The organism is Streptomyces sp. NPDC020996, assembly GCF_040641355.1.
Taxonomy (GTDB): domain Bacteria; phylum Actinomycetota; class Actinomycetes; order Streptomycetales; family Streptomycetaceae; genus Streptomyces.
The window spans coordinates 22761-44956 of the sequence record NZ_JBFADM010000049.1; the positions used below are offsets into that span (position 1 = coordinate 22761).

At 72.5% G+C, this 22196-nt stretch carries 19 protein-coding genes and 1 pseudogene; 11 read left to right on the plus strand and 9 right to left on the minus strand.

The features are described from left to right. The first annotated feature begins 133 nt into the window (after positions 1 to 133). Entirely contained in the window at positions 134 to 1132 is a 999-nt protein-coding gene (locus tag AB0G63_RS28095; protein ID WP_360755615.1) for a TAXI family TRAP transporter solute-binding subunit, read from the plus strand. Here AB0G63_RS28095 and AB0G63_RS28100 read toward each other — a convergent pair. Together AB0G63_RS28100 and AB0G63_RS28105 are read right to left on the minus strand one after the other, a co-directional pair. Continuing rightward, positions 1122 to 2525, minus strand: a complete 1404-nt coding sequence (locus tag AB0G63_RS28100; RefSeq protein WP_360755618.1) for a HAMP domain-containing sensor histidine kinase — start codon at positions 2523 to 2525, stop codon at positions 1122 to 1124. The genes AB0G63_RS28095 and AB0G63_RS28100 overlap by 11 nt on opposite strands. Positions 2526 to 2534: 9 nt before the next feature. Further along, complete coding sequence (locus AB0G63_RS28105) at positions 2535 to 3221, minus strand: response regulator transcription factor (protein WP_360755621.1); 687 nt, start codon at positions 3219 to 3221, stop codon at positions 2535 to 2537. A 289-nt stretch (positions 3222 to 3510) separates the two neighbouring features. Here AB0G63_RS28105 and AB0G63_RS28110 point away from each other — a divergent pair, with 289 nt between their 5' ends. The 8 genes from AB0G63_RS28110 (at position 3511) to AB0G63_RS28145 (ending at position 10110) form a co-directional block, all read left to right on the plus strand. Then, positions 3511 to 4287 carry an amino acid ABC transporter ATP-binding protein gene (locus tag AB0G63_RS28110; RefSeq protein WP_360755624.1) on the plus strand — a complete coding sequence of 259 codons (777 nt, stop codon included), beginning with the start codon at positions 3511 to 3513 and terminating at the stop codon, positions 4285 to 4287. A gap of 195 nt (positions 4288 to 4482) precedes the next feature. Next, positions 4483 to 5322 (plus strand): glutamate ABC transporter substrate-binding protein, encoded by an 840-nt coding sequence (locus tag AB0G63_RS28115; protein WP_360755627.1) that lies wholly within the window; start codon positions 4483 to 4485, stop codon positions 5320 to 5322. A gap of 109 nt (positions 5323 to 5431) precedes the next feature. Beyond that, positions 5432 to 6100, plus strand: a complete 669-nt coding sequence (locus tag AB0G63_RS28120) for an amino acid ABC transporter permease (protein ID WP_324785089.1) — start codon at positions 5432 to 5434, stop codon at positions 6098 to 6100. After that, positions 6097 to 7008, plus strand: a complete 912-nt coding sequence (locus AB0G63_RS28125; protein WP_360755630.1) for an amino acid ABC transporter permease — start codon at positions 6097 to 6099, stop codon at positions 7006 to 7008. The genes AB0G63_RS28120 and AB0G63_RS28125 overlap by 4 nt, the downstream gene beginning before the upstream one ends. A gap of 189 nt (positions 7009 to 7197) precedes the next feature. Beyond that, positions 7198 to 8802 carry an FAD-dependent monooxygenase gene (locus tag AB0G63_RS28130; RefSeq protein WP_360755633.1) on the plus strand — a complete coding sequence of 535 codons (1605 nt, stop codon included), beginning with the start codon at positions 7198 to 7200 and terminating at the stop codon, positions 8800 to 8802. A 112-nt stretch (positions 8803 to 8914) separates the two neighbouring features. Next, positions 8915 to 8986, plus strand: a complete 72-nt coding sequence (locus AB0G63_RS28135) for a putative leader peptide (protein WP_309544753.1) — start codon at positions 8915 to 8917, stop codon at positions 8984 to 8986. Between the two features lie 132 nt (positions 8987 to 9118). Next, positions 9119 to 9676 (plus strand): cysteine dioxygenase, encoded by a 558-nt coding sequence (locus tag AB0G63_RS28140; protein ID WP_360755636.1) that lies wholly within the window; start codon positions 9119 to 9121, stop codon positions 9674 to 9676. A gap of 32 nt (positions 9677 to 9708) precedes the next feature. Further along, positions 9709 to 10110: a rhodanese-like domain-containing protein gene (locus tag AB0G63_RS28145; protein WP_360755694.1), complete on the plus strand. Its 402-nt coding sequence runs from the start codon at positions 9709 to 9711 to the stop codon at positions 10108 to 10110. 142 nt (positions 10111 to 10252) lie between these two features. Here the strand turns inward: AB0G63_RS28145 and recX are convergent, their stop codons facing one another. The 4 genes from recX to AB0G63_RS28165 form a co-directional block, all read right to left on the minus strand. Beyond that, positions 10253 to 10930 (minus strand): recombination regulator RecX, encoded by a 678-nt coding sequence (gene recX / locus AB0G63_RS28150; RefSeq protein ID WP_360755639.1) that lies wholly within the window; start codon positions 10928 to 10930, stop codon positions 10253 to 10255. Between the two features lie 3 nt (positions 10931 to 10933). Then, positions 10934 to 12055, minus strand: coding sequence for a recombinase RecA (gene recA, locus AB0G63_RS28155; RefSeq protein WP_360755642.1), 1122 nt, complete (start codon positions 12053 to 12055; stop codon positions 10934 to 10936). A gap of 256 nt (positions 12056 to 12311) precedes the next feature. Further along, positions 12312 to 13643: an AI-2E family transporter gene (locus AB0G63_RS28160; protein WP_360755645.1), complete on the minus strand. Its 1332-nt coding sequence runs from the start codon at positions 13641 to 13643 to the stop codon at positions 12312 to 12314. Positions 13644 to 13703: 60 nt separating this feature from the next. Further along, entirely contained in the window at positions 13704 to 13898 is a 195-nt protein-coding gene (locus tag AB0G63_RS28165; RefSeq protein ID WP_324785082.1) for a DUF3046 domain-containing protein, read from the minus strand. Positions 13899 to 13976: 78 nt separating this feature from the next. Between AB0G63_RS28165 and AB0G63_RS28170 the strand changes: the two genes are divergently transcribed. Further along, positions 13977 to 14921: a hypothetical protein gene (locus AB0G63_RS28170; protein ID WP_360755648.1), complete on the plus strand. Its 945-nt coding sequence runs from the start codon at positions 13977 to 13979 to the stop codon at positions 14919 to 14921. 2 nt (positions 14922 to 14923) lie between these two features. Here AB0G63_RS28170 and AB0G63_RS28175 read toward each other — a convergent pair whose 3' ends face one another. The 3 genes and pseudogenes from AB0G63_RS28175 to AB0G63_RS28185 all read right to left on the minus strand — a co-directional run. Beyond that, entirely contained in the window at positions 14924 to 15232 is a 309-nt protein-coding gene (locus AB0G63_RS28175) for an AzlD domain-containing protein (RefSeq protein WP_360755651.1), read from the minus strand. Beyond that, a complete protein-coding gene (locus AB0G63_RS28180; protein ID WP_360755654.1) occupies positions 15229 to 15933 on the minus strand; it encodes an AzlC family ABC transporter permease in 705 nt (234 codons plus the stop codon). Before AB0G63_RS28180 ends, AB0G63_RS28175 begins: the two co-directional genes overlap by 4 nt. Positions 15934 to 15964: 31 nt before the next feature. Continuing rightward, positions 15965 to 16795 (minus strand): annotated as a pseudogene (locus AB0G63_RS28185) (AraC family transcriptional regulator); the annotation flags it as partial. Positions 16796 to 17283: 488 nt separating this feature from the next. On the opposite strand from AB0G63_RS28185, the gene AB0G63_RS28190 reads away from it, so the two are divergent. Further along, positions 17284 to 22188: an ATP-dependent helicase gene (locus tag AB0G63_RS28190; RefSeq protein WP_360755656.1), complete on the plus strand. Its 4905-nt coding sequence runs from the start codon at positions 17284 to 17286 to the stop codon at positions 22186 to 22188. Positions 22189 to 22196 lie beyond the last annotated feature (8 nt).

Below are 22196 nucleotides of genomic sequence, written 5' to 3' on the forward strand. Positions count from 1 at the left end.
GGACCACGGTTGCGACCCCGGGTGTGGCCCCGGTTCCGACCCCGGGTGTGGCCCCGGTTCCGACCCCGGGTGTGGCCCCGGTTCCGACCCCGGTGCTGGCCGGGACGGCATGCCGGCTGGCAGGATCACGCGCATGTCAAAGACGTCCGCCCGGATCGGCAGGCGCCGGGCCCTGCGGGGCGCGGCCGCCGGCATCGTCGCCCTCGGGCTGCTGCTGTGGTGGCTGCTGCCGCTGGGCGAGGATCCCCCGAGCGGCACGATCACGTTCAGCACGGGCACGCAGCTGGGCGTCTACCACAAGTACGGCGAGATGCTGCGCAACGAGTTCGACAAGGACATGCCGGGCCTGCGGGTGAAGCTGAAGACCAGCCCCGGATCTCAGGAGAACGTCAAGCGGGTGGCGACCGGAAGCGCCGACTTCACCATCGCCGCGGCCGACGCGGTGGACACCTACGAGCTCGGCCACAAGACCGGGGCCGGCAGGCTGCGCGGTGTCGCCCGCCTGTACGACGACTACGTGCAGTTGGTGGTGGCGCGCGACTCGGGCATCGATTCCGTCGGGGACCTGCGCGGCAAGCGGGTGGCGATAGGGCCGCACCGCTCGGGGGTGCGGCTGATCGCCACGCGGGTGCTCGGGGCGGCCGGGATCGACGCGGCCAAGGACATCACCCCCCTGTCCGACGGCATCGACACCGGACCGAGCGGGCTGAGGAAGCACCGCATCGACGCCTTCTTCTGGTCGGGCGGGCTGCCGACGGACGGCCTGAAGGATCTCGCCGAGACCTTCGCGTTCCGCTTCGTGCCGATCCGGGCGAGCCTCGTCGCCAAGCTGCACCAGCAGGGCGGCGCCACCCGCTACTACCGCGCCACGAACATGCCGGAGTCGGCCTACCCGAGCATCCAGAACGGTGTCGCCGTGCCGACGCTGGCCGTCTCGAACCTGCTGGTGACCCGCAAGGACATGGATCCCCGGCTCACCGAGTGGGTGACCCGCACCGTGATCAAGAGCCGGGACCGCATCGGCCGGGACGTCCACTCCGCCCAGCTCGTCGACCTGCGCACGGCGATCTACACCGATCCGCTGCCCCTGCACGAGGGCGCCCGGCGCTACTACCGGTCCGTCAAACCGTAGGTCCGCTCCTCGGCACCGACACCGTCACCCGCAGCCCGTGCGGCTCGTTGTGGGCGTACGAGACGGAGCCGCCGCCCGCGGTCAGCAGAGCGCGGGAGATCGACAGGCCGAGGCCGGAGCCCTTGATGTTCTGGTGCCGGCCGCTGCGCCAGAAGCGGTCGCCGACCCGGGTCAGTTCCTCGTCGGTCAGCCCCGGGCCGTGGTCGGCGACCACGACGGTCGAGGTGTCGCCGTCGATGGCGACCGTGACCTCGACGGTCCCGTCCGCGGGGGTGAACTTGACCGCGTTGTCGATCACCGCGTCCAGCGCGCTGGAGAGGGTGACCGGATCGGCCCAGGCGGTGGTGGGCGGGCAGTCGCCCACCAGCCGCACGCCCTTGGCCTCGGCCGTGGGCGTCCAGGCGGCGACGCGCTCGGCGGTCAGCGCGCCGACGTCGGTGACCCGCAGGTCGGCCTCGGTGTGCTCGGCCAGGGCCAGGTCGAGCAGGTCGTCGAGGACCTGGGCGAGGCGCTTGCCCTCGGTGCGGACGGAGGCGATCTCCTCGTTGTCCTCGGGCAGTTCGAGGGCGAGCAGCTCGATGCGCAGCAGCAGCGCGGAGAGCGGGTTGCGCAGTTGGTGGGAGGCGTCGGCGACGAAGGCGCGCTGCTGCTCGAGCACGTCCTCGACGTGGTCCGCCATCTCGTTGAACGACTGGGCCAGGCGCCTGAGTTCCGGGGGCCCGCCGGCGGCCGCGACACGGGACTTCAGCCGTCCGGTGGCGATGTCGTGGGTGGTGGCGTCCAGGACGCCCACGGGTTTGAGCACCCAGCCGGTCAGCCGCAGCGCGGCGCCGACCGCCAGCAGCATCGCGCCGATCTCGCCCACGCCGACGACCAGCCAGCCGTGCAGGATCCGGGAGCGCATCTGCCCGGTGGGCGAGTCGGTGACGACGACCGCGACGACGTCGCCGTCCCGGATGACGGGTGAGGCGACGACCAGGGTTCCGTGCTGCCAGGGCCAGACCTGCTGCGGGTCGTGGCTGCGGCGGCTGAGCAGCGCCTCGGCGAACGCCTCGCGCACCTCGCCGGTCTCGGGCACGAGCCAGGTCGCCGGGGCGTTGGCCATGGGCGTGCCGGTCCGGCAGAAGACGCCGGCCTTGATGTCGTAGACGTCGTGGTAGCTGGCGAGCTCGCTGATCAGCGTCTTCAGGCGCTCGTCGCTGGATGTGCGGCTCGATCCGCAGGCGTCGGTGACGAACTGGGCGAGGGCGGCGAAGCGGGCCGTGTCGTCGATCCGGTCGACGACCACGTTCTGCTGCTGCGCCGCGGCGACGCTCACGGCGAGCGGGATGCCGAGCGCGAGCAGCACGGCCGCCATCAGGACGATGAGCAGCGGAAGAAGGCGTGTACGCACCCGTGCCCGCTAAGCGGCCGGCGCGACGAGCCGGTAGCCGACGCCGCGTACGGTCTCGATCAGTGCCGGCATGCCCAGCTTGGCGCGCAGCGAGGCGACGTGCACCTCCAGGGTGCGGCCGGTCCCCTCCCAACTGGTGCGCCAGACCTCGCTGATGATCTGCTCGCGGCGGAAGACGATCCCGGGGCGCTGGGCGAGCAGGGCGAGCAGGTCGAACTCCTTGCGGGTGAGCTGGACCACCGTGCCGTCCACGGTGACCTGGCGGGTGGGCAGCTCGATGAGGACGGAGCCGAGCCGCAGCGCGCCCTCGCCGCCCGAGCCGGCGTCCTCCGCGACGGTGCGCCGGCTGACGGCGTGGATCCGGGCGAGCAGTTCCCCGGTGTCGTACGGCTTCACCACGTAGTCGTCGGCGCCCAGGTTGAGGCCGTGGATGCGGGAGCGCACGTCGGAGCGGGCGGTGACCATGATCACCGGGGTGCTGGTGCGCTTGCGGATCTTGCCGCAGACCTGGTAGCCGTCCTGGTCGGGCAGGCCCAGGTCGAGCAGCACGACCCCGAAGCAGGTGCCCTCCGGGACGAGGGCCTGGAGCGCCTCCTCGCCGCTGCGCGCGTGGGTGACCTCGAAGCCGTGGCGCGCCAGCACCGCGGACAGCGCGGCGGCGACGTGGTTGTCGTCCTCGACGAGGAGCAGTCTCATCCGGTCCCTCTTCGGTTCATCGGCCGTACGATCAGGATCGGTATTACATCCGTGTGCACGCGCGCGTGCACCAAGTGCAGTCATCGCTGATTGACGACTACGCCGTCAAGAGGGTTCCGGTTGCCCGCCGCTTTAGTTACGCGGACGATACGCACCCCCGGACAACCGCTACGACACGTGTCCGATTGCTATCGAGTCGTGATGCTCAGATTCCCCTCAGATGTAATGACGCTGGTCGTGGCGGGTCACTACTGTCCTCCGAAACCGAGGAGGACGGAGCCCGATAGCGATGACCGAAGTAGCCTTGGACAAGCGAGACTTGGCCCCAGCCGGCGATCTGGTCGTCCTGAGAAGCGTCAACAAGCACTTCGGCGCGTTGCACGTGCTCCAGGACATCGATCTGACGATCACCCGCGGTGAGGTCGTGGTCGTCATCGGGCCCTCCGGGTCCGGCAAGTCCACGCTGTGCCGCACCATCAACCGCCTGGAGACCGTCGACTCCGGCACGATCAGTATCGACGGCAGACCGCTGCCGCAGGAGGGCAAGGGACTGGCCCGGCTGCGGGCCGACGTCGGCATGGTCTTCCAGTCCTTCAACCTCTTCGCGCACAAGACGGTGCTCGAGAACGTGATGCTGGGCCAGATCAAGGTCCGCAAGGCGGACAAGAGGCAGGCCGAGGAGAAGGCCCGGGCCCTGCTCGACCGGGTGGGCGTGGGCACGCAGGCCGACAAGTACCCCGCGCAGCTCTCCGGCGGCCAGCAGCAGCGGGTGGCCATCGCACGGGCCCTGGCGATGGACCCGAAGGTGATGCTCTTCGACGAGCCGACGTCGGCCCTCGACCCGGAGATGATCAACGAGGTGCTGGAGGTCATGCAGCAGCTCGCCCGCGACGGCATGACCATGATCGTCGTCACGCACGAGATGGGGTTCGCCCGATCCGCCGCGAACCGCGTGGTCTTCATGGCGGACGGCCGGATCGTCGAAGAGGCCGCGCCGGACCAGTTCTTCAGCAATCCGCGCAGCGACCGGGCCAAGGACTTCCTGTCGAAGATCCTCCACCACTGAGCTGCCCGCCCCCACCCCACGCCACCGACGGCCCCACCTCACGCCCCTGACGGCCTCCGTCAGGACGGCCCCGCCGCACGCCACTGACGGCCCCCGTCTCTTCACGACCGGACGGCCCCGCCGCACGCCACCGACGGCCCCGGCTCTCCACCACCGGACGGCCTCCCGCCTCTCCACCACCGAAGGATGTGCACCATGAAGCTCCGCAAGGTCACCGCCGCCTCCGCCGCCGTACTCGCCCTCGCCGTCGCAGCGACCGCCTGCGGCTCGGACAACGACAAGGACAGCGGCTCGTCCGGCGGCGGCAAGAAGATCAAGATCGGCATCAAGTACGACCAGCCCGGTCTGGGCCTCAAGGAGCCGGACGGCTCCTTCTCCGGCTTCGACGTGGACGTGGCGACGTACGTGGCGGGGCAGCTCGGCTACAAGCCCGGCCAGATCGAGTGGGTCGAGACCAAGAGCGCCGACCGTGAGAACGCGCTGCAGCGCGGCGACGTGAAGTTCATCGCGGCGACCTACTCGATCAACGACGAGCGCAAGCAGAAGGTCGACTTCGCCGGCCCCTACCTGCTGGCCCACCAGGACCTACTGATCAAGAAGGACTCGACGATCAGCAAGGGGACGGACCTCAACGGCAAGAAGCTGTGTTCCGTGACCGGCTCCACCTCGGCGCAGAACGTGCACGACACGATCGCACCGAAGGCCCAGCTCAAGGAGTACAGCGGCTACTCGGAGTGCATCGCGGCCCTGCAGAGCGGCGCCGTCGACGCGGTGACCACCGACGACTCGATCCTCGCGGGCTTCGCCGCGCAGGACAAGTACAAGGGCCAGTTCAAGCTCGCCGGCCTCAAGCTCAGCAACGAGAACTACGGCGTCGGCGTGAAGAAGGGCGACACCGCGACCGTCGACAAGATCAACGCCGCCCTGGAGAAGATGGTCAGCGACGGTTCCTGGCAGAAGGCCGTCGACGCGAACTTCGGCCCGGCCGGCTACAAGAACGAGCCGGCCCCGAAGATCGGTCAGATCGTCAAGTAAGCGGCGGCCCGGCTCCACAGGGTTCCTCCAGCGCCGCCGCCCGCCGCGATCACGGCGGCGGCGCGCCAGGCCCTCCTCGTTCACCACACACCCGGAAGCGCGGGAGATCGTGTTCGACTTTCTTGAAGGTTACGACGTCCTCGGGGCGTTCTGGATGACGGTGAAACTCACCGCCCTGTCCGGCCTCGGTTCCCTGGTCTGGGGCACCCTGCTGGCCGCCATGCGGGTCGGTCCGGTCCCGCTGATGCGCGGTTTCGGCACCGTCTACGTCAACGTCGTGCGGAACATCCCGCTGACGGTCATCATCGTCTTCACCTCGCTCGGCCTCGCCGACATCTTCGGCATGACACTGGGCGCCCCCGACGACTTCAAGGCCCAGGGATTCCGCCTCGCGGTGCTGGGCCTCGTCGCCTACCACGCCGCCTTCGTCTGCGAAGCGCTGCGCTCCGGCATCAACACGGTGCCGCTGGGGCAGGCCGAGGCGGCCCGCGCGATCGGGCTGAGCTTCAGCCAGACCCTGCGGCTGGTCGTGCTGCCGCAGGCGTTCCGCTCGGTCATCGGCCCGCTGGCCAACGTACTGATCGCGCTGACCAAGAACACCACGGTGGCGGCCGCGATCGGCGTGGCCGAGGCGGCCTACCTGATGAAGGGGATGATCGAGAACGAGGCCCAGACGCTGGCCATCGGCGCGGTCTTCGCCTTCGGTTTCGTGGTACTGACCCTGCCCACCGGCCTCGTCCTGGGCTGGCTCGGCAAGCGACTGGCGGTGAAGCGATGACCTCCGTCCTCTACGACACCCCCGGCCCCCGGGCCCGGCAGCGCAATGTCGTCTTCTCGATCGTCTTCGTCGTCCTGCTCGCCCTGCTCGGGTGGTGGACCTGGCGGGCGATGGACGACAAGGGCCAGCTGAAGTGGTCCCTGTGGCAGCCGTTCACCACCTCCGAGGCGTGGACGACGTATCTGCTGCCCGGTCTCGGCAACACCCTCAAGGCCGCCGCCCTGGCCATGGTCATCGCGCTTCCGGTGGGTGCGTTCTTCGGCATCGCCCGCCTGTCCGACCACCGGTGGGTCCGGGTGCCGGCCGGCGTCGTGGTCGAGTTCTTCCGCTCGATCCCGGTCCTGCTGCTGATGCTGTTCGCCAACGAGGTCTACGCCCGCTCCGGCGGCGTGAGCAGCGCGGAGCGGCCCCTGTACGCGGTCGTCACCGGCCTGGTCCTGTACAACGCCTCGGTTCTCGCCGAGATCGTCCGGGCCGGCATTCTCGCCCTGCCCCGGGGCCAGACGGAGGCCGCGTACGCGATCGGCCTGCGCAAGGGCCAGACGATGACCACCATCCTGCTCCCGCAGGCGGTCACGGCGATGCTGCCGGCCATCGTCAGCCAGCTCGTGGTCATCGTGAAGGACACCGCGCTGGGCGGCGTGATGATCGGCTACACCGAACTGCTCAACGCCCGCAGCACCTTCGCCGCCAACTACGCCAACGTCGTCCCCAGCTTCATCGGCGTCGCCATCATCTACATCATCGTCAACTTCCTGCTGACCAGCTTCGCGAGCTGGCTCGAGGGCCGGCTGCGGCGCAGCAAGCGCAGCACGGGCGCGGTCCTCGGGGCCGAGGACGTGGACGACATCAACGCCGGAGAGGTGGGCGGCGCCCCGGCGGCCGGGGCCGGCAGGAGCACCGTCTGACGGGCACGTTCCGACGCTCCGGCACCTCGCGTCACCTGTGCGGAGGCAGTGGCATGATCGCCACTGCCTCCGTCACTTGACGCAAGCACCGGCAATGGGTTGCATACGTTCTGTGATCGTGCACCCTGCTCAAACTTCCTGTTCACACACGTCCTCCCGGACGGCTCCGCGGGCAGGGGGCGCCACGCCGTGGATCCGGTGATCATCGTCGGGGCGGGGCCCGTCGGGCTCACGCTCGCCCTGGCCCTGGCACGCCAGGAAGTGCCGTCGGTCGTGCTCGACGAGGGCCCCGGCGAGGACGAGCCGCGCCTCGCGCGCACCGTCGTCCTGCGCGAGGACACCGCCGGTCTCGTGGAACGACTGACCGGAGTGCCGCTCGCCGAGACGGGCCTGCCCTGGGCCGGATGGCGGTCGTTGCGGCGCAAGCAGGTGATGCGCGAGATCACGTTCGACGACGACACCGGCCCCGCGCCCCTGCACATCGCCCAGCACGTCCTGACCGGTGCCCTGCGCACGGCCCTCGCGGGCGAGCCGCTGGCCGAGGTCGCCGTCGACAGCCGACTGGACGCCATGGAGCAGGAGCGCTCCGGCGTCACCGCCCACACCCGCGGTCCGAAGGGCACCTGGTGGCGCGGCAGCTTCCTGGTGGGCTGCGACGGCCCGCGGTCGACCGTGCGCAAGCTGCAGGACATCCGCTTCCCGGGCCGTACGGCGGTGGAACGGCACGCCGTCGCCGCGCTGCGCACGGAGCTCCCCTGGCCCGAGGAGTCGGTGCTGCACCGGCTGCCGCCGTGGCGGACGTCCGGCCCCAGCGCCGGGGAAATCACCGCCCGCCCCCTCCCGGACGGCGTGTGGCGCCTGGACTGGCTGCTGCCGCCGGGCAAGGACCTGGTCACGCCCGAGCTGCTGGTCACCCGCATCAGGGAGACGCTGGCGGGCTGGAGCGACGGCTCGACACCGCCCTACGACCTGCTGGACACCGGCGTTCACACCGTCCACCACCGGCTGGCCCGCCGCTGGCGCGCCGGGCGGGTCTTCCTCGCCGGGGACGCCGCCCACCTGCTCGGCGCGCTCGGCACGCAGGGGCTGGACGAGGGCCTGCGGGACGCCGACAACCTGGCCTGGAAGCTGGCGTCGGCCTGGCACCACGGGCCGCACGAGGACCTGCTCGACAGCTATCAGGCGGAGCGGCGCGCGGTCGTCGCCGCCCGGCTGCGCGCCGCCGACCAGGCGCTGCCGCTGCTGCGCGGCGGCGGAGGGCTGCGCGCCTACGTCCCCGGCTCCGCCCGCGGCCACGACGCGCTGCTGACGGAGGGCCATCTGGGGCGCGGCGCCCTCGGCGCGCCGGGGACGTACGCCGGCTCGCCGCTCGCCCCCCGGCACCTCGAAGGGGAGGTGCCCGTGGACACCGCTCCGGGCGCGCCGGTCGCCGACGTCCGGGTCACCGCGGAGGACGGTTCCTTCGTGCGGTTGCGGGACCGGCTCGGCCGGGGCGCACTGCTGGTGATCCTCGTCGCGCCGGGCACGGGCGTGTGGGACCGCAAGCACTGGGTGACCGCCGGGGTCATGCCCCGGCTGGCGGCCGCCGTCAGCGCCCTGCCGCACGCCGCCGAACTGCTCGTCGCCGAGAGCTACCCGGGGGCGGCGGCCCACACCGTCCTGCTGGTACGGCCCGACGGTCATCTCGTCACCGCGCTGGGAGGGGTCCGGCCGGCCGACCTGTACGCCGCGGCGGAGGCCACGCTGGGCGGTCCGGCGAAGACGCAGGCCGAGGCCGAGGCGGGTGCCCACTGACATCGCGGTGCTCACCGTCGCCGGGCGCACCGTCACCGTGCGTCCACATGGTGACGGTGAGTTGACCGGTCCGCACCGTCATGGTTCACTCCGGAGCGTGACCGACACCTGTGTGCGCCTGTGGCGGAGGGTCCACATGGACCTCGTCCGCTATGCGGGCTGCGTGTGTCGTCCGTCCTGCTGAATTCGCTCCCCCCTTTTCCGCGCGCGCCCCTTCCAGGCTCCCGCGCGCTCCCGCGAACCCTCATCAGGACGGTAAGAGTTGTCTTCCTCCCCTTCTGCACCCACACAAGCACCCGCGCCCGCTTCCGCTTCCGTGTCCACTTCCGCGTCCGCTTCCGCCTCCGCGTCGGGTTCCGTATCCGCCGGCGCACCCGGGTCCGCGCCGACCCAGGCCGAACTCCTGGACTTCGCGCGGCGTACGGCCGCCGACGCCGAGCTCATCGCCTCGCTCCCGCTCGACCCGGAGGGCCGCACCTGGGTACGCCTCGACGGCCCCGGCGGCAGCGAGGCCTGGCTGATCGGCTGGCCGCCCGGCACGGGCACCGGCTGGCACGACCACGCCGATTCCATGGGTGCGTTCGTGGTCGCGGCCGGTGAGCTGAGGGAGAACTCGCTCGCCGCCCGGCTGCCCACCGACGGCTGGAAGACCCTCGAACTCACCGACGGCGTGGACCGGGAACGGCGGCTGTCGGCCGGCCAGGGCCGCTCCTTCGGCCGCCATCACGTCCACGAGGTGCTGAACACCTCCGCCGACCGGCACGCCGTCTCCGTCCACGCCTACTATCCGCCCCTGCCGCAGATCCGCCGCTACAGTCGCACCGGCCAGGTGCTGCGCCTGGAGCAGGTCGAACACCCGGAGGACTGGCAGTGAGCGCGACCAGTGGCGCCGCGGCGGACAGGCACATGGGTGAGTCGGAGGACCGGCCCCTCGGCATCGACGAGTTGCTGGAGCGGGTGCGCGCGGATTACGAGCGGATCGGGGCCCGGGATGCGTACGAGGCCGCCCGGGCCGGCGAGGCGCTGCTGGTGGACATCCGGTACGCGGCCCTGCGTGAGCGCGACGGCCTGATCCCCGGCGCCCTCGTCGTCGAGCGCAACGAGCTGGAGTGGCGCCTCGACCCGCAGGGCAGCCACCGCGTACCCGAGGCCACCGGTCACGACCTGCGGATCGTCGTGATCTGCAACGAGGGCTACGCGTCGAGTCTCGCGGCGGCGTCGCTGCACCGGCTTGGGCTGCACCGGGCCACCGACCTGGTGGGCGGGTTCCAGGCGTGGAGGGCGGCGGGGCTGCCGGTGACGCCGTAGACCCGCGGGGTCAGGGGAAGTCCATGGGGCAGTAGAGCGGGCCGTCTCAGCGTCGGCGGGGCCTCGAGGGTCGGCCGCCCCGTCCGGCCGCCGGCTCGGCCGCCCGCAGCCCGTGGCGGGCATGGCTGCCGTGCCTTCCGCCTCAGACTCCGTCGTCCTCGAGGAACTCCGTGTCCTCTCCCTCTTCCTCCAGTGCCTGCCGGACCACGCGCAGGGCCATGCCCTCGGAGTAGCCCTTGCGGGCGAGCATGCCCGCGAGGCGCCGCAGCCGCTTGTCGCGGTCGAGGCCGCGTGTGGAGCGCAGTCTGCGGGCGACGAGCTCGCGCGCGGTCGCCTCCTCCCGCTCGGAGTCGAGCTGTGCGACGGCCTCGTCGATCAGGGCGGAGTCGACGCCCTTGGTCCGCAGCTCCCGGGCGAGTGCCCGCCGGGCCAGTCCCCGGCCGTGGTGCCGGGACTCCACCCAGGCGTCCGCGAACGCGCCGTCGTCGATCAGGCCGACCTCCTCGAACCGCGACAGCACCTCCTCGGCGGCGTCATCGGGGATCTCCCGCTTGCGCAGGGCGTCCGCCAGCTGTTTCCGCGTGCGCGGGGTCCCGGTCAGCAGGCGCAGGCAGATGGCCCGTGCCCGCTCGACCGGGTCCCCTGGGGGCTCCCCCTTCTCGGCCCTCGACGAGGAGGGCGAGCCCCCGTCTTCATCGTGCGCCGGGACGTGCCCGCGCATCTCGCCGCCCGTCCCGGCGGACCCTGTGTCGCCTGCCCGGCTCCCGCCCCGTGGAGTGTCCGGGTAGGCGTACTCGGCCCAGTCGGTTCGCCGTGTCACGGGTCAGCTCTTGGCCGCCGGAGCCTTGGTCTTGGCGCCCTTGGCCGCCGCGGGGGCGGGCGCCGTCTTGGCGGCGTCGTCCGTGGCGGCGGGGACGGCGGCGCCCGGCTCGGTGGCCGGCTCCTCGGGACGCACGCCCACGCCCAGCTTCTCCTTGATCTTCTTCTCGATCTCGTTGGCCAGGTCGGGGTTGTCCTTCAGGAAGTTGCGCGCGTTCTCCTTGCCCTGGCCGAGCTGGTCGCCCTCGTACGTGTACCAGGCGCCGGCCTTGCGCACGAAGCCGTGCTCCACGCCCATGTCGATCAGGCCGCCCTCGCGGCTGATGCCCTGGCCGTAGAGGATGTCGAACTCGGCCTGCTTGAAGGGCGGCGCGACCTTGTTCTTGACGACCTTGCAGCGGGTGCGGTTGCCGACCGCCTCCGTGCCGTCCTTCAGGGTCTCGATGCGGCGGATGTCGATACGCACCGAGGCGTAGAACTTCAGCGCCCGGCCACCGGTCGTGGTCTCCGGGGAGCCGAACATCACACCGATCTTCTCGCGGAGCTGGTTGATGAAGATGGCGGTGGTCTTGGACTGGTTGAGCGCGCTGGTGATCTTCCGCAGGGCCTGGCTCATCAGGCGTGCCTGCAGACCGACGTGGCTGTCACCCATCTCGCCCTCGATCTCGGCGCGCGGGACGAGCGCCGCGACGGAGTCGATGACGATGAGGTCGAGGGCGCCGGAGCGGACCAGCATGTCCACGATCTCCAGGGCCTGCTCGCCGTTGTCCGGCTGGGAGAGGATCAGGTTGTCGATGTCGACGCCGAGCTTGCGCGCGTACTCGGGGTCGAGGGCGTGTTCCGCGTCCACGAAGGCGACCTGGCCGCCGGCCTTCTGGGCGTTCGCCACCGCGTGCAGGGTCAGCGTGGTCTTGCCGGAGGACTCCGGTCCGTAGATCTCCACGACACGGCCGCGCGGCAGGCCGCCGACGCCGAGGGCCACGTCGAGCGCGGTCGACCCGGTCGGGATGACCTCGATGGGCTCCCTTGACCGCTCGCCCATGCGCATGACCGCGCCCTTGCCGAATTGCCGTTCAATCTGTGCGAGCGCGGCATCCAGGGCCTTCTCGCGGTCGGTTCCTGCCATGGGTTCCACCCGATTTGCTTGATTCGATCGCTTCACGTCAAAGACGCTAACGCCTGCCACTGACAATGCGTCCCGACGCCGGTCCGGCCTGTGGATAACCCGGTCACATCCCCACCCTGACCGGGACGAAAAACCCACCCGAGCCCCCGCCGGAGCCTCCATAAGAATAGATGTTCGATTTTTGTGTCAAGCGCACCCAGCGCCGGCGCAAGCCCGTGACGCCCGGCCTGCCCGACAGCCCACGGCCCCGGCCGTCTCAGGAAGGACCGCTCCCGGAGCCCGAGCCGGCACCAGGATCGGAGCCCGAGCCGAGGCCGGAATCAGCATCGGAGTCGGAGTGGTCACCCGGACCGGACCGCTCCGCCCCCGGCCTCCGTGTCCACAGCTGCCGCGCGCGCCGGAGCAGGCCCCGCCCCGTTCCGCCGCCCCGGTGCCCGTGGACACGGGGATCGTCCGTGACCGCGTACCGCTTCACGTAGGCCCCCAGGAACGCCTGGAGGGTGGCGACCGCCGGAATCGCGATCAGCGCGCCGACGGCGCCGAGGAGGGCGGTGCCGGCGATGACCGAGCCGAAGGCGACGGCCGGGTGGATGTCGACGGTCTTCGAGGTCAGCTTGGGCTGCAGCATGTAGTTCTCGAACTGCTGGTAGACCACCACGAATATCAGCACCCACAGCGCGTACCAGGGATCGACCGTGAACGCGATCAGCATGGGCAGGGCGCCGGCGAGATACGTGCCGATGGTGGGGATGAACTGCGAGACCAGCCCCACCCAGACCGCGAGCACGGGCGCGTAGGGCACGTTCAGGACCTGCAGCAGGATGAAGTGCGCGACGCCGGAGATGAAGGCCATCAGACCACGCGAGTACAGGTAGCCGCCGGTCTTGTTGACAGCGATCTCCCACGCGCGCAGCACCTCGGCCTGCCGTGCGGGCGGCAGCAGGGAGCAGACCGTGCGGCGCAGCCGCGGGCCGTCCGCGGCGAAGTAGAACGAGAACAGCGTTATCGTCAGCAGCTGGAACAGGCCGCCGAGGACCTGCGCGGACACGTCCAGCACGCCGGTGGCGCTGTGCTGCACGTAGTTGCGCAGCCAGTCGGAGCGCAGCAGGCCCTCCTGGACGTCCACGCGTCTGAGCTCGGCGTGGAAGTGGGTGTTGATCCAGCCGATGACGGAGTCGAGGTAGTCCGGGAAGTTCTCGACGATCTTGATGATCTGGCCCGCGAGCATGGACCCGAGCAGCGTGACGAAGCCCGCTGTCACGATCATCACGGCGAGGAAGACCAGCCCGGTGGCCAGCCCCCGGCGCATCCCGCGCGAGGCCATCCAGCTCACCGCGGGCTCGATGGCGAGGGCCAGGAAGAACGCGATGAGGATGTTGACCAGCAGACCGGTGAGCTGGTGGAAGGCCCACGTGCCCAACTGGAACGCGGCGTAGAGGGCGAGGACGAGCACCACCGCACGCGGCAGCCAGCGCGGCATGCGCCCGTCCGGCACGGCGGCGCCGTCGGCCGGGGGAGGGACGGTCGGCGTCGTGCCGGGCGGGGAGGGCTGCCGGGCCGGCTGCCTGGTGTCGTCAGTGGATGCCACGGTGCAAGTCTCGCCCACGCGACGGACAATCGGCTCCGGTCCTGCGATCTTCGTGACGGCTCAGCGCTTCTCCCCCGGAACGTCCATGACCGCGCAGACCACGCGCCACACTTCCTTGGCCTCCCAGCCCTCGTCCAGCGCCTGGTGCACGGTGCGTCCGCCGAGCTGCGCCATGACATGGTCGCGCGCGAAGGTGTCGGCGTACTCGGGACCGAAGTGCTCCGCCATACGCTGCCAGAAGACCGTCAACCGCATGCCTCCAGTATCCCGCCTGCGAGGGTGCGCCCGAGCCGGGGCCACCTGCCGCGACCGCTTTCCCCTACGGTCTGACGCATGTCCGCAACCGGAGCTCCCCCACCCCCCGCGACGCCCCCGGCGCGCTCCCCGCTCTTCCGCGCCGAACACTTCCTCTGGCTCACCGCGCGCGTGCTGGAGCAGCACCTCTTCGCACACCACTTCCGCAACGGCGGCGCCGACCCTGTGGAGCGGGCGCTGGACGCCTACCGCAACGAGGACGGCGGCTACGGCCACGCGCTGGAGCCCGACCTGCGCGGCCCGGTCAGCCAGCCGCTGCACACCGGTCGCGCGCTGCGCGTCCTGGACTCCATCGGGCGCTGCGACGGCCGGCGCGCGGAGCGCGTGTGCGGCTATCTGACCTCCGTCTCGACGGCGGACGGCGCGCTGCCGGCGATCCACCCCGGCCGACGCGGCTATCCCGCCGCCCCGTTCATCCCGGTCGTCGACGACCCGCCCGGCGACCTCCTGGCCACCGGACCGGTGGTGGGCCTGCTGCACCGCAACGAGGTGTGGCACGCCTGGCTGTTCCGGGCCACGGAGTTCTGCTGGCACGCGGTCGAGTCCCTGGAGAGCTCTCACCCCTACGAGATCGAGGCGGCCGTCGCCTTCCTGGACTTCGCGCCCGACCGCCCGCGCGCGGAGGCGGCCGCCCACCGCCTCGGCCGTCTGGTGCGCGCGCAGCGGCTCGCGGCGCTGGACCCGGACGACCTGGCGGCGTTCCCGGTGGCGCCGGGCTACGCCCCGGGCGAGCACCACTTCCCGCACGACTTCGCGAGGACGCCGGGCTCCCTCGCGCGCACGTGGTTCACGGACGCCGAGATGGCGCGCTCCCTGGACCACCTCGCGCGGAGCCAGCAGGAGGACGGCGGCTGGCCGATCAACTGGCGCCAGTGGGCGCCGGGCATCGCCCTTGAGGCACGCCCCATGGTGACGATCGAGGCCCTGAGCACCCTCAGGGCGTACGGCCGCGCCATCGGCTGACCTCACCCGCCCATGGCCCGCACCCCCGCGGTCACCGCCACGGCCACCGCGACGACCAGCAGGAACGGCGCACGCAGGAGGAGCGCCACAGCGGCCGCGGCGACCCCCGCCACGCGCGCGTCGAGCACCAGGACACGCCCGTCGGCGAAGGTCTGCTGGGCCGTGAGCGCGGCCAGCAGAGCCACCGGCAGCAGCGCGGCCAGCCGCCTGACGAGCGGGCGTTCGAGCGCCCCGGCGGGCACGAGCAGCCCGGCGAGCTTGACGGCGTAGCAGCCGAGGGCGGTCGCGCCGATCGCGATCCAGGTGTTCACCGCTGTTCCCTCCGCCCGCGCAGCCACAGCACGACGGGCGCCGCGAGGGCGGCCGCCAGGACGGGCACACCGGCGGGCAGCACGGGCAGCAGACCGAGCCCCAGCAGCACGGCGAGACCCGCGACGGCCCGCTCGGTGACGGTCCTCAGCATCGGCGCGAGCAGCGCCAGGAAGACCGCGGGCCCCGCCGCGTCGAGCCCCCAGGCGTCGGTGTCCCCGATGGCCTGGGCGCCCAGCGCCCCCGCCAGCGTGGTGAGGTTCCACAGCACGTACAGACTGAGCCCGGTGACGGTGAACCCGATCCGCACGCTCCTGCGCGTCGGCTGCGCCAGCGCGACGGCGGTGGTCTCGTCGATGACCCACTGCGCGGCGAACGGCCGCACCGCGCGCGGGAGCGCCAGCAACTGCGACAGGCGCAGCCCGTAGAAGGCGTTGCGCACCCCCAGGAAGAACGCGCCCGCGGCCGCCGTGAGCGGACCGCCCCCGGCCGCGAGGGCTCCCACCAGCGCGAACTGGGACGCCCCGGTGAACACCAGCAGGCTCAGCGCGCAGGTCTGCAGCAGCGAGAGCCCGCTGCCGGCCGAGGTCACCCCGAAGGCGAACCCGGACAGCCCCACGGCGACGCCGACGCCGAGGGCGTCCCGTACGACAGCGGCGTCCGGCTTTTCCGGGGAACGTGTGTCAACAACAGCTTCCGTCACGCCCCGGACGGTAGCCCGGCCTCCGCCGCACGTCTTGTACGTTCTTGCGCTCCCGTTGGTACGCCCCCGGCGGCACCCCGACGATCCGGCTGAAGTGCCGGTTCAGATGAGGCTGGTCGGTGAACCCCACGGCGACAGCGGCCTCGGCCGGCGACGTCCCGGCCTCCAGCAGCCGCCGCGCCCTGCGCACCCGCGCGTCCGTGAGCCAGGCGTGCGGAGGCATCCCGTACACGTCACGAAAGGCCCGCAACAGCGCGAACGGACTGGTCCCCAGGTCGGCTGCCAGCCCCTCCAGAGTCGGCGGCCGGGCCATCCGCTCCTCCAGCAGCGCACGCGCGCGTGCCGCGACCCGCGCCCCCGCGGTCCGCACCGCCCGCTGCGGCAGCACCCCGCCGTTCAGCCGCAGCAGCCTGGTCACGGCGACCCTCAGGAGCGTGTCGGCAGCCAGCGCGTTCCCCTCGTCGGCGGCGCGCAGCACCTGATGCACCAGCCCCACGCTGTACGGATCGTCCAGCACCGGCCTGACGAACCCCGGCGTACCCCGGATTCCGGTCGTCTCGGCGGCGATCTCCGCCACCACCTCCGGCGACGGATACAGGGCCCCGTACCGCCACCCCTCCGGTCCACCGGCCCGGCCGGTGTGCGCGGTGTCGGGATTGACCAGCGCCAGCGCGCCCGCCCCCGCGTACTGATCGGCCCCGCGATGGTGGAAGACCTCGACCCCGTCGGCGATGGCGGCGATGACGAAGTGCTCATGCGTGTGCCGCACGAAGCTCTTGCGGATGTACCGGGCCCTGAGCAGATCGACCCCGGGCAACTCGGCGTACCGCCAGTGCCGCGCCCGCTCACCCGATCCGACCATGCCCCCATTGTCCCATCGGCCCGGAACGTGCCGTCGGCCGCCCACGGCGGTCAAGCGGTGTCCGTGCTGTCGCGGGACCCGCGCCCGCCGACGGCGGGAAGGGGACGGGACGGGGGTGTTCGCCCGCAGCGGTTGGCGCGTCAACGCCGGCACCTCTCGAACCCCGGATTCCGCGCCGTTCCGAGGACGGACACCCCCGTCCCGGCCCCGACTCTGCCCGCACCGCAGGCGCAACGCGCACCCCCCGAAAGCCGCACAGGCGCCGCAGGCACCCCGCACCCCACCGAACCCGCACAGGCGCCGCAGGCACCCCCACAAAGCCGCCGCAGGCACCCGCAGGCACCCGCAGGCACCCGCAGGCACCCGCACCCCAACGAACCGCGACAGACCACCGCAGGCAAACCCCCGCAAAGCCGCACAGGCCGCCGCAGGCACCCGCGTTCCCCCAGCTCAACCCCATTGTCAGTCCCCGGGTGCAGGATGGACCCATGGTCAGCTCCGCACACCGAGCCCTGGAAGGCTTCTCCCCCGCCACCCGCGGCTGGTTCACGGGCGCCTTCCACGCGCCCACAACCGCCCAGGCCGGCGCGTGGCAGGCCATCCGCGAGGGCTCGGACGTGCTGGTCGTGGCCCCCACCGGCTCCGGCAAGACCCTGGCCGCCTTCCTCGCCGCACTGGACGAACTGGCCTCCGCACCCCCGCCGGCCGACCCGAAGAAGCGCTGCCGAGTCCTCTACGTCTCCCCCCTCAAGGCCCTCGCGGTCGACGTCGAGCGCAACCTCCGCAGCCCTCTGACCGGCATCCGACAGCAGGCCGTACGCCTGGGCCTGCCCGAACCCGAGATCAAGGTCGGCATCCGCTCGGGCGACACCCCGCAAGCCGAGCGCCGCGCGCTCACCACCCGCCCGCCGGACATCCTGATCACCACCCCCGAGTCCCTGTTCCTGATGCTGACGTCGGCCACCCGCGATGCGCTGACCGGCATCGAGACGGTGATCCTCGACGAGGTCCACGCCGTCGCGGGCACCAAGCGCGGCGCCCACCTGGCCCTCTCCCTGGAGCGCCTGGACGAGCTCCTCAAGAGGCCGGCCCGCCGCATCGGCCTGTCCGCGACGGTCCGCCCGGTCGACGAGGTCGCCCGCTTCCTGTCCCCCCGCCGCAAGGTGGAGATCGTCCAGCCGGCGTCGGGCAAGGAGTTCGACCTCTCGGTGGTCGTCCCGGTGGAGGACCTGGGCGAGCTGGGCGGCTCCCCCGTCGCCGACGGTTCGGAGGGCGCGGAGCGTCCGTCGATCTGGCCGCACGTCGAGGAGCGGATCACCGACCTGGTCCAGTCCCACCGCTCCACGATCGTGTTCGCGAACTCCCGCCGCCTCGCCGAACGCCTCTGCAACCGCCTCAACGAGATCGCCTACGAACGGGCAACCGGCGAAACCCTCGACGAACACCACGCGCCCGCCCAACTGATGGGCGGCTCCGGAGCGGCCCAGGGCGCCCCGTCCGTGATCGCCCGCGCCCACCACGGCTCGGTCTCCAAGGAACAGCGCGCCCTCGTCGAAGAGGACCTCAAAGCAGGCCGCCTCCCCGCCGTCGTGGCCACCTCCAGCCTCGAACTGGGCATCGACATGGGCGCGGTCGACCTCGTGGTCCAGGTCGAGTCACCCCCGTCCGTGGCCTCCGGCCTCCAGCGCGTCGGCCGCGCGGGACACCAGGTCGGCGCGGTCAGCACCGGCGTGGTCTTCCCGAAGTACCGCGGCGACCTCGTGCAGGCGGCGGTCGTCACCGAGCGCATGCGCACCGGCGCGATCGAGTCCCTGCGGGTGCCGTCCAACCCCCTGGACGTGCTCGCCCAGCAGCTCGTCGCGATGACGGCGCTGGACACCTGGCAGGTGGACGACCTGCTGGCCACGGTCCGCCGCGCCGCCCCCTTCGCCTCTCTCCCCGAGTCGGCGTTCACGGCGGTCCTGGACATGCTGGCCGGCCGCTACCCCTCCGACGCCTTCGCCGAGCTGCGCCCGCGCGTGGTGTGGGACCGCGTCACCGGCACCGTCACGGGCCGCCCCGGCGCCCAGCGTCTCGCCGTCACCTCCGGGGGCACGATCCCGGACCGCGGTCTGTTCGGAGTGTTCCTCGCCGGGGCCGACCCCAAGAAGGGCGGCGGCCGGGTCGGCGAGCTGGACGAGGAGATGGTCTACGAGTCGCGGGTGGGGGACGTCTTCACGCTCGGCACCAGTTCCTGGCGCATCGAGGACATCACGCGCGACCGCGTCCTCGTCTCCCCGGCCCCCGGTGTCCCGGGCCGCCTCCCCTTCTGGAAGGGCGACCAGCTGGGCCGCCCGCTGGAACTGGGCCGCGCGGTGGGCGCGTTCCTGCGCGAGGTCGGCTCGCTGTCGAAGGAGGACGCCCGCCTCCGCCTCCTCGCGGCGGGACTGGACGCCTGGGCGGCGGACAACGTCCTGTCGTACCTCGACGAACAGCGCGAGGCCTGCGGCCACGTCCCGGACGACCGCACGATCGTCGTGGAGCGGTTCCGCGACGAGCTCGGCGACTGGCGGGTCGTCGTCCACTCCCCCTTCGGCGCCCAGGTGCACGCCCCGTGGGCGCTGGCGCTCGGCGCCAAGCTCTCCGAGCGGTACGGCATGGACGCCCAGGTCATGCACGCCGACGACGGCATCGTCCTGCGCCTGCCCGACGCCGACCTGATGGGCCTGGACCTGCTGGACCAGGAACCGGCGAAGGCGGGCAGGGAGTACGACGCGGAGCAGGCCCCCGTCGGCGCCGCGGACGTCGTCTTCGACAAGGGCGAGGTCGACCAGATCGTCACCGACCAGGTCGGCGGCTCGGCCCTGTTCGCCTCCCGCTTCCGCGAGTGCGCCGCCCGCGCGCTGCTGCTGCCGCGCCGCAACCCCGGCCGGCGCACCCCGCTGTGGCAGCAGCGTCAGCGCGCCTCCCAGCTGTTGCAGGTGGCGAGCGAGTTCGGCTCGTTCCCGATCGTCCTGGAGGCGGTCCGCGAGTGCCTCCAGGACGTCTTCGACGTGCCCGGACTGGTCGAGCTGATGGGCGACCTGGAGTCGCGCAAGGTACGCCTGGTCGAGGTCACCACACCGGAGCCGTCGCCGTTCGCACGCTCCCTCCTCTTCGGGTACGTCGCGCAGTTCCTGTACGAGGGCGACTCCCCGCTCGCCGAGCGCCGCGCGGCCGCGCTGTCCCTGGACTCGCGCCTGCTGGCGGAGCTGCTCGGCCAGGCGGAGCTGCGCGAGCTCCTGGACGCCGAGGTGCTGGCCGAACTGGAGCGGGAGCTGCAGTGGCTGACCGAGGACCGACGCGTCAAGGACGCCGAGGGCGTGGCCGACCTGCTGCGGCTGCTCGGCCCGCTCACGGACGCCGAGCTGGCCGAACGCGGCGCGGAACCGCACTGGGCGCAGGAACTCGCCGGGGCCCGGCGCGCGATCCGCGTCCGTGTCGCCGGCGCCGACCACTGGGCGGCGATCGAGGACGCGGGCCGCCTGCGTGACGCGCTCGGCACGGCGCTCCCGGTCGGCGTCCCGGAGGCCTTCACGGAGCCGGTGAAGGATCCCCTCGGCGACCTCCTCGCGCGCTACGCGCGCACCCACGGCCCGTTCACGTCGGTCACGGCGGCGGCCCGCTTCGGCCTCGGCGTCGCGGTCACGGAGGGCGCCCTGCAGCGCCTCGCCGCGGGCGGCCGCGTCGTGCAGGGGGAGTTCCACCCGGCCGGCATCGGCCAGGAGTGGTGCGACGCGACGGTGCTGCGGCGGCTGCGCCGTCGTTCCCTCGCCGCCCTGCGGCACGAACTGGAGCCGGTGCCGCCGGCCGCGCTCGCCCAGTTCCTGCCTCAGTGGCAGCACATCGGCAAGGGGCACGCACTGCGCGGCGTCGACGGCCTGGTGCGCGCCGTCGAGCAGCTGCAAGGCGCCTCCGTCCCCGCGTCGGCCCTGGAGAAGCTGGTCCTGCCGTCCCGCGTCGCGGACTACGCCCCCGCGATGCTGGACGAGCTGACGGCCTCCGGAGAGGTGGTGTGGGCCGGCGCGGGCGCCCTCCCCGGCAAGGACGGCTGGCTCTCGCTCTACATGGCGGACGCGGCCCCGCTGCTCCTGCCCCCGCCCAACCCGCTGGAGCTGACGGCGCTCCACCAGTCCGTCCTGGACGCCCTCTCCGGCGGCTACGGCCTGTTCTTCCGCCAGATCGCCGACCAGGTCCGCGCGACGACCCACCCGGACGCCACGGACCCCCAGCTCGCCGACGCGGTGTGGGACCTGGCCTGGTCCGGACGCCTGACGAACGACACGCTCGCGCCCCTGCGGTCCCTGCTGGGCTCGGGCCGCACCGCGGGTTCCACGGCCCACCGCGCCAAGCGCGCGGTCCCGCGCGGCCGCTACGGCTCCCTGACCGCCGCCGCCCGCACCGCCTCCCGCACCGGCCCGCCCACGGTCGCCGGCCGCTGGTCCCTGCTCCCGGCCCGCGAGCCCGATACGACGGTGCGGGCGCACGCGCTGGCCCGCACCCTGCTGGACCGGCACGGCGTGGTCACCCGGGGCGCCGTGGCCGCGGAGGGCGTCGAGGGCGGCTTCTCGGCGACGTACCGCGTCCTGTCCGTCTTCGAGGAGAGCGGCCAGGCGCGCCGCGGCTACGTGGTGGAAGGACTCGGCGCGGCCCAGTTCGCGATGGACGGCGCGGTGGACCGACTGCGCGCGGTGTCCAACGCCCGCGACCGGGGCGAGCCCCTGCCGGACCGGCCCGACGGGAGCGGCGCGCTCACCAGCCTCGACGGCTTCGACCCACCCGACGACCAGCCGTTCCCCCGCTCCGACCCCGAATTCGGCGCCCTGGGCTCCGACGACTTCGCCTCCTGGAACCCCGCTCCGCACGAGTACGCGTCCCCCCGCGACGCCGCGGGTCAGGGATTCCGCGACTCCCGGCCCGCCGTCGGCCACGACCGGGCCTTCGGCCCCGCCTCCCCCCGTCGCGGTCCTCAGCGCGCTGCCGACACGGGAGCCGTAGTCCTGGCCGCCGCCGATCCCGCGAACGCCTACGGCGCGGCTCTGCCCTGGCCGGAACCCCCGACCGGCGCCGGACACAAACCCGGCCGCAAGGCGGGCTCTCTCGTGGTCCTGGTGGACGGTGAGCTGACGCTGTACATGGAGCGCGGCGGCAAGACCCTGCTGGCCTGGCCCGCCGACACGGACGGCGCGGGCCCCGACGACCCCCGTCTGCCCCGGGCCTCCGCTGCCCTGGCCACGGCCGCGCGCGCGGGCTCCCTCGGCACCGTCACGGTGGAACGGATCAACGGCGCATCGGCCCTCACCTCCCCCATCGGCGCCCTGCTGGAAGGAGCCGGCTTCATCGCGACCCCCCGCGGCCTGCGCCTGCGCGCATGAACGGAGGC

Bases quoted from the DNA above. Each gene is read 5' to 3' on its own strand.
- AB0G63_RS28190 (WP_360755656.1), top strand. From the start codon at position 17,284: ATGGTCAGCTCCGCACACCGAGCCCTGGAAGGCTTCTCCCCCGCCACC.
- AB0G63_RS28170 (WP_360755648.1), top strand. From the start codon at position 13,977: ATGTCCGCAACCGGAGCTCCCCCACCCCCCGCGACGCCCCCGGCGCGC.
- AB0G63_RS28110 (WP_360755624.1), top strand. From the start codon at position 3,511: ATGACCGAAGTAGCCTTGGACAAGCGAGACTTGGCCCCAGCCGGCGAT.
- recA (WP_360755642.1), bottom strand. From the start codon at position 12,055: ATGGCAGGAACCGACCGCGAGAAGGCCCTGGATGCCGCGCTCGCACAG.
- AB0G63_RS28165 (WP_324785082.1), bottom strand. From the start codon at position 13,898: ATGCGGTTGACGGTCTTCTGGCAGCGTATGGCGGAGCACTTCGGTCCC.
- AB0G63_RS28125 (WP_360755630.1), top strand. From the start codon at position 6,097: ATGACCTCCGTCCTCTACGACACCCCCGGCCCCCGGGCCCGGCAGCGC.
- AB0G63_RS28115 (WP_360755627.1), top strand. From the start codon at position 4,483: ATGAAGCTCCGCAAGGTCACCGCCGCCTCCGCCGCCGTACTCGCCCTC.
- AB0G63_RS28105 (WP_360755621.1), bottom strand. From the start codon at position 3,221: ATGAGACTGCTCCTCGTCGAGGACGACAACCACGTCGCCGCCGCGCTG.
- AB0G63_RS28145 (WP_360755694.1), top strand. From the start codon at position 9,709: ATGGGTGAGTCGGAGGACCGGCCCCTCGGCATCGACGAGTTGCTGGAG.
- AB0G63_RS28095 (WP_360755615.1), top strand. From the start codon at position 134: ATGTCAAAGACGTCCGCCCGGATCGGCAGGCGCCGGGCCCTGCGGGGC.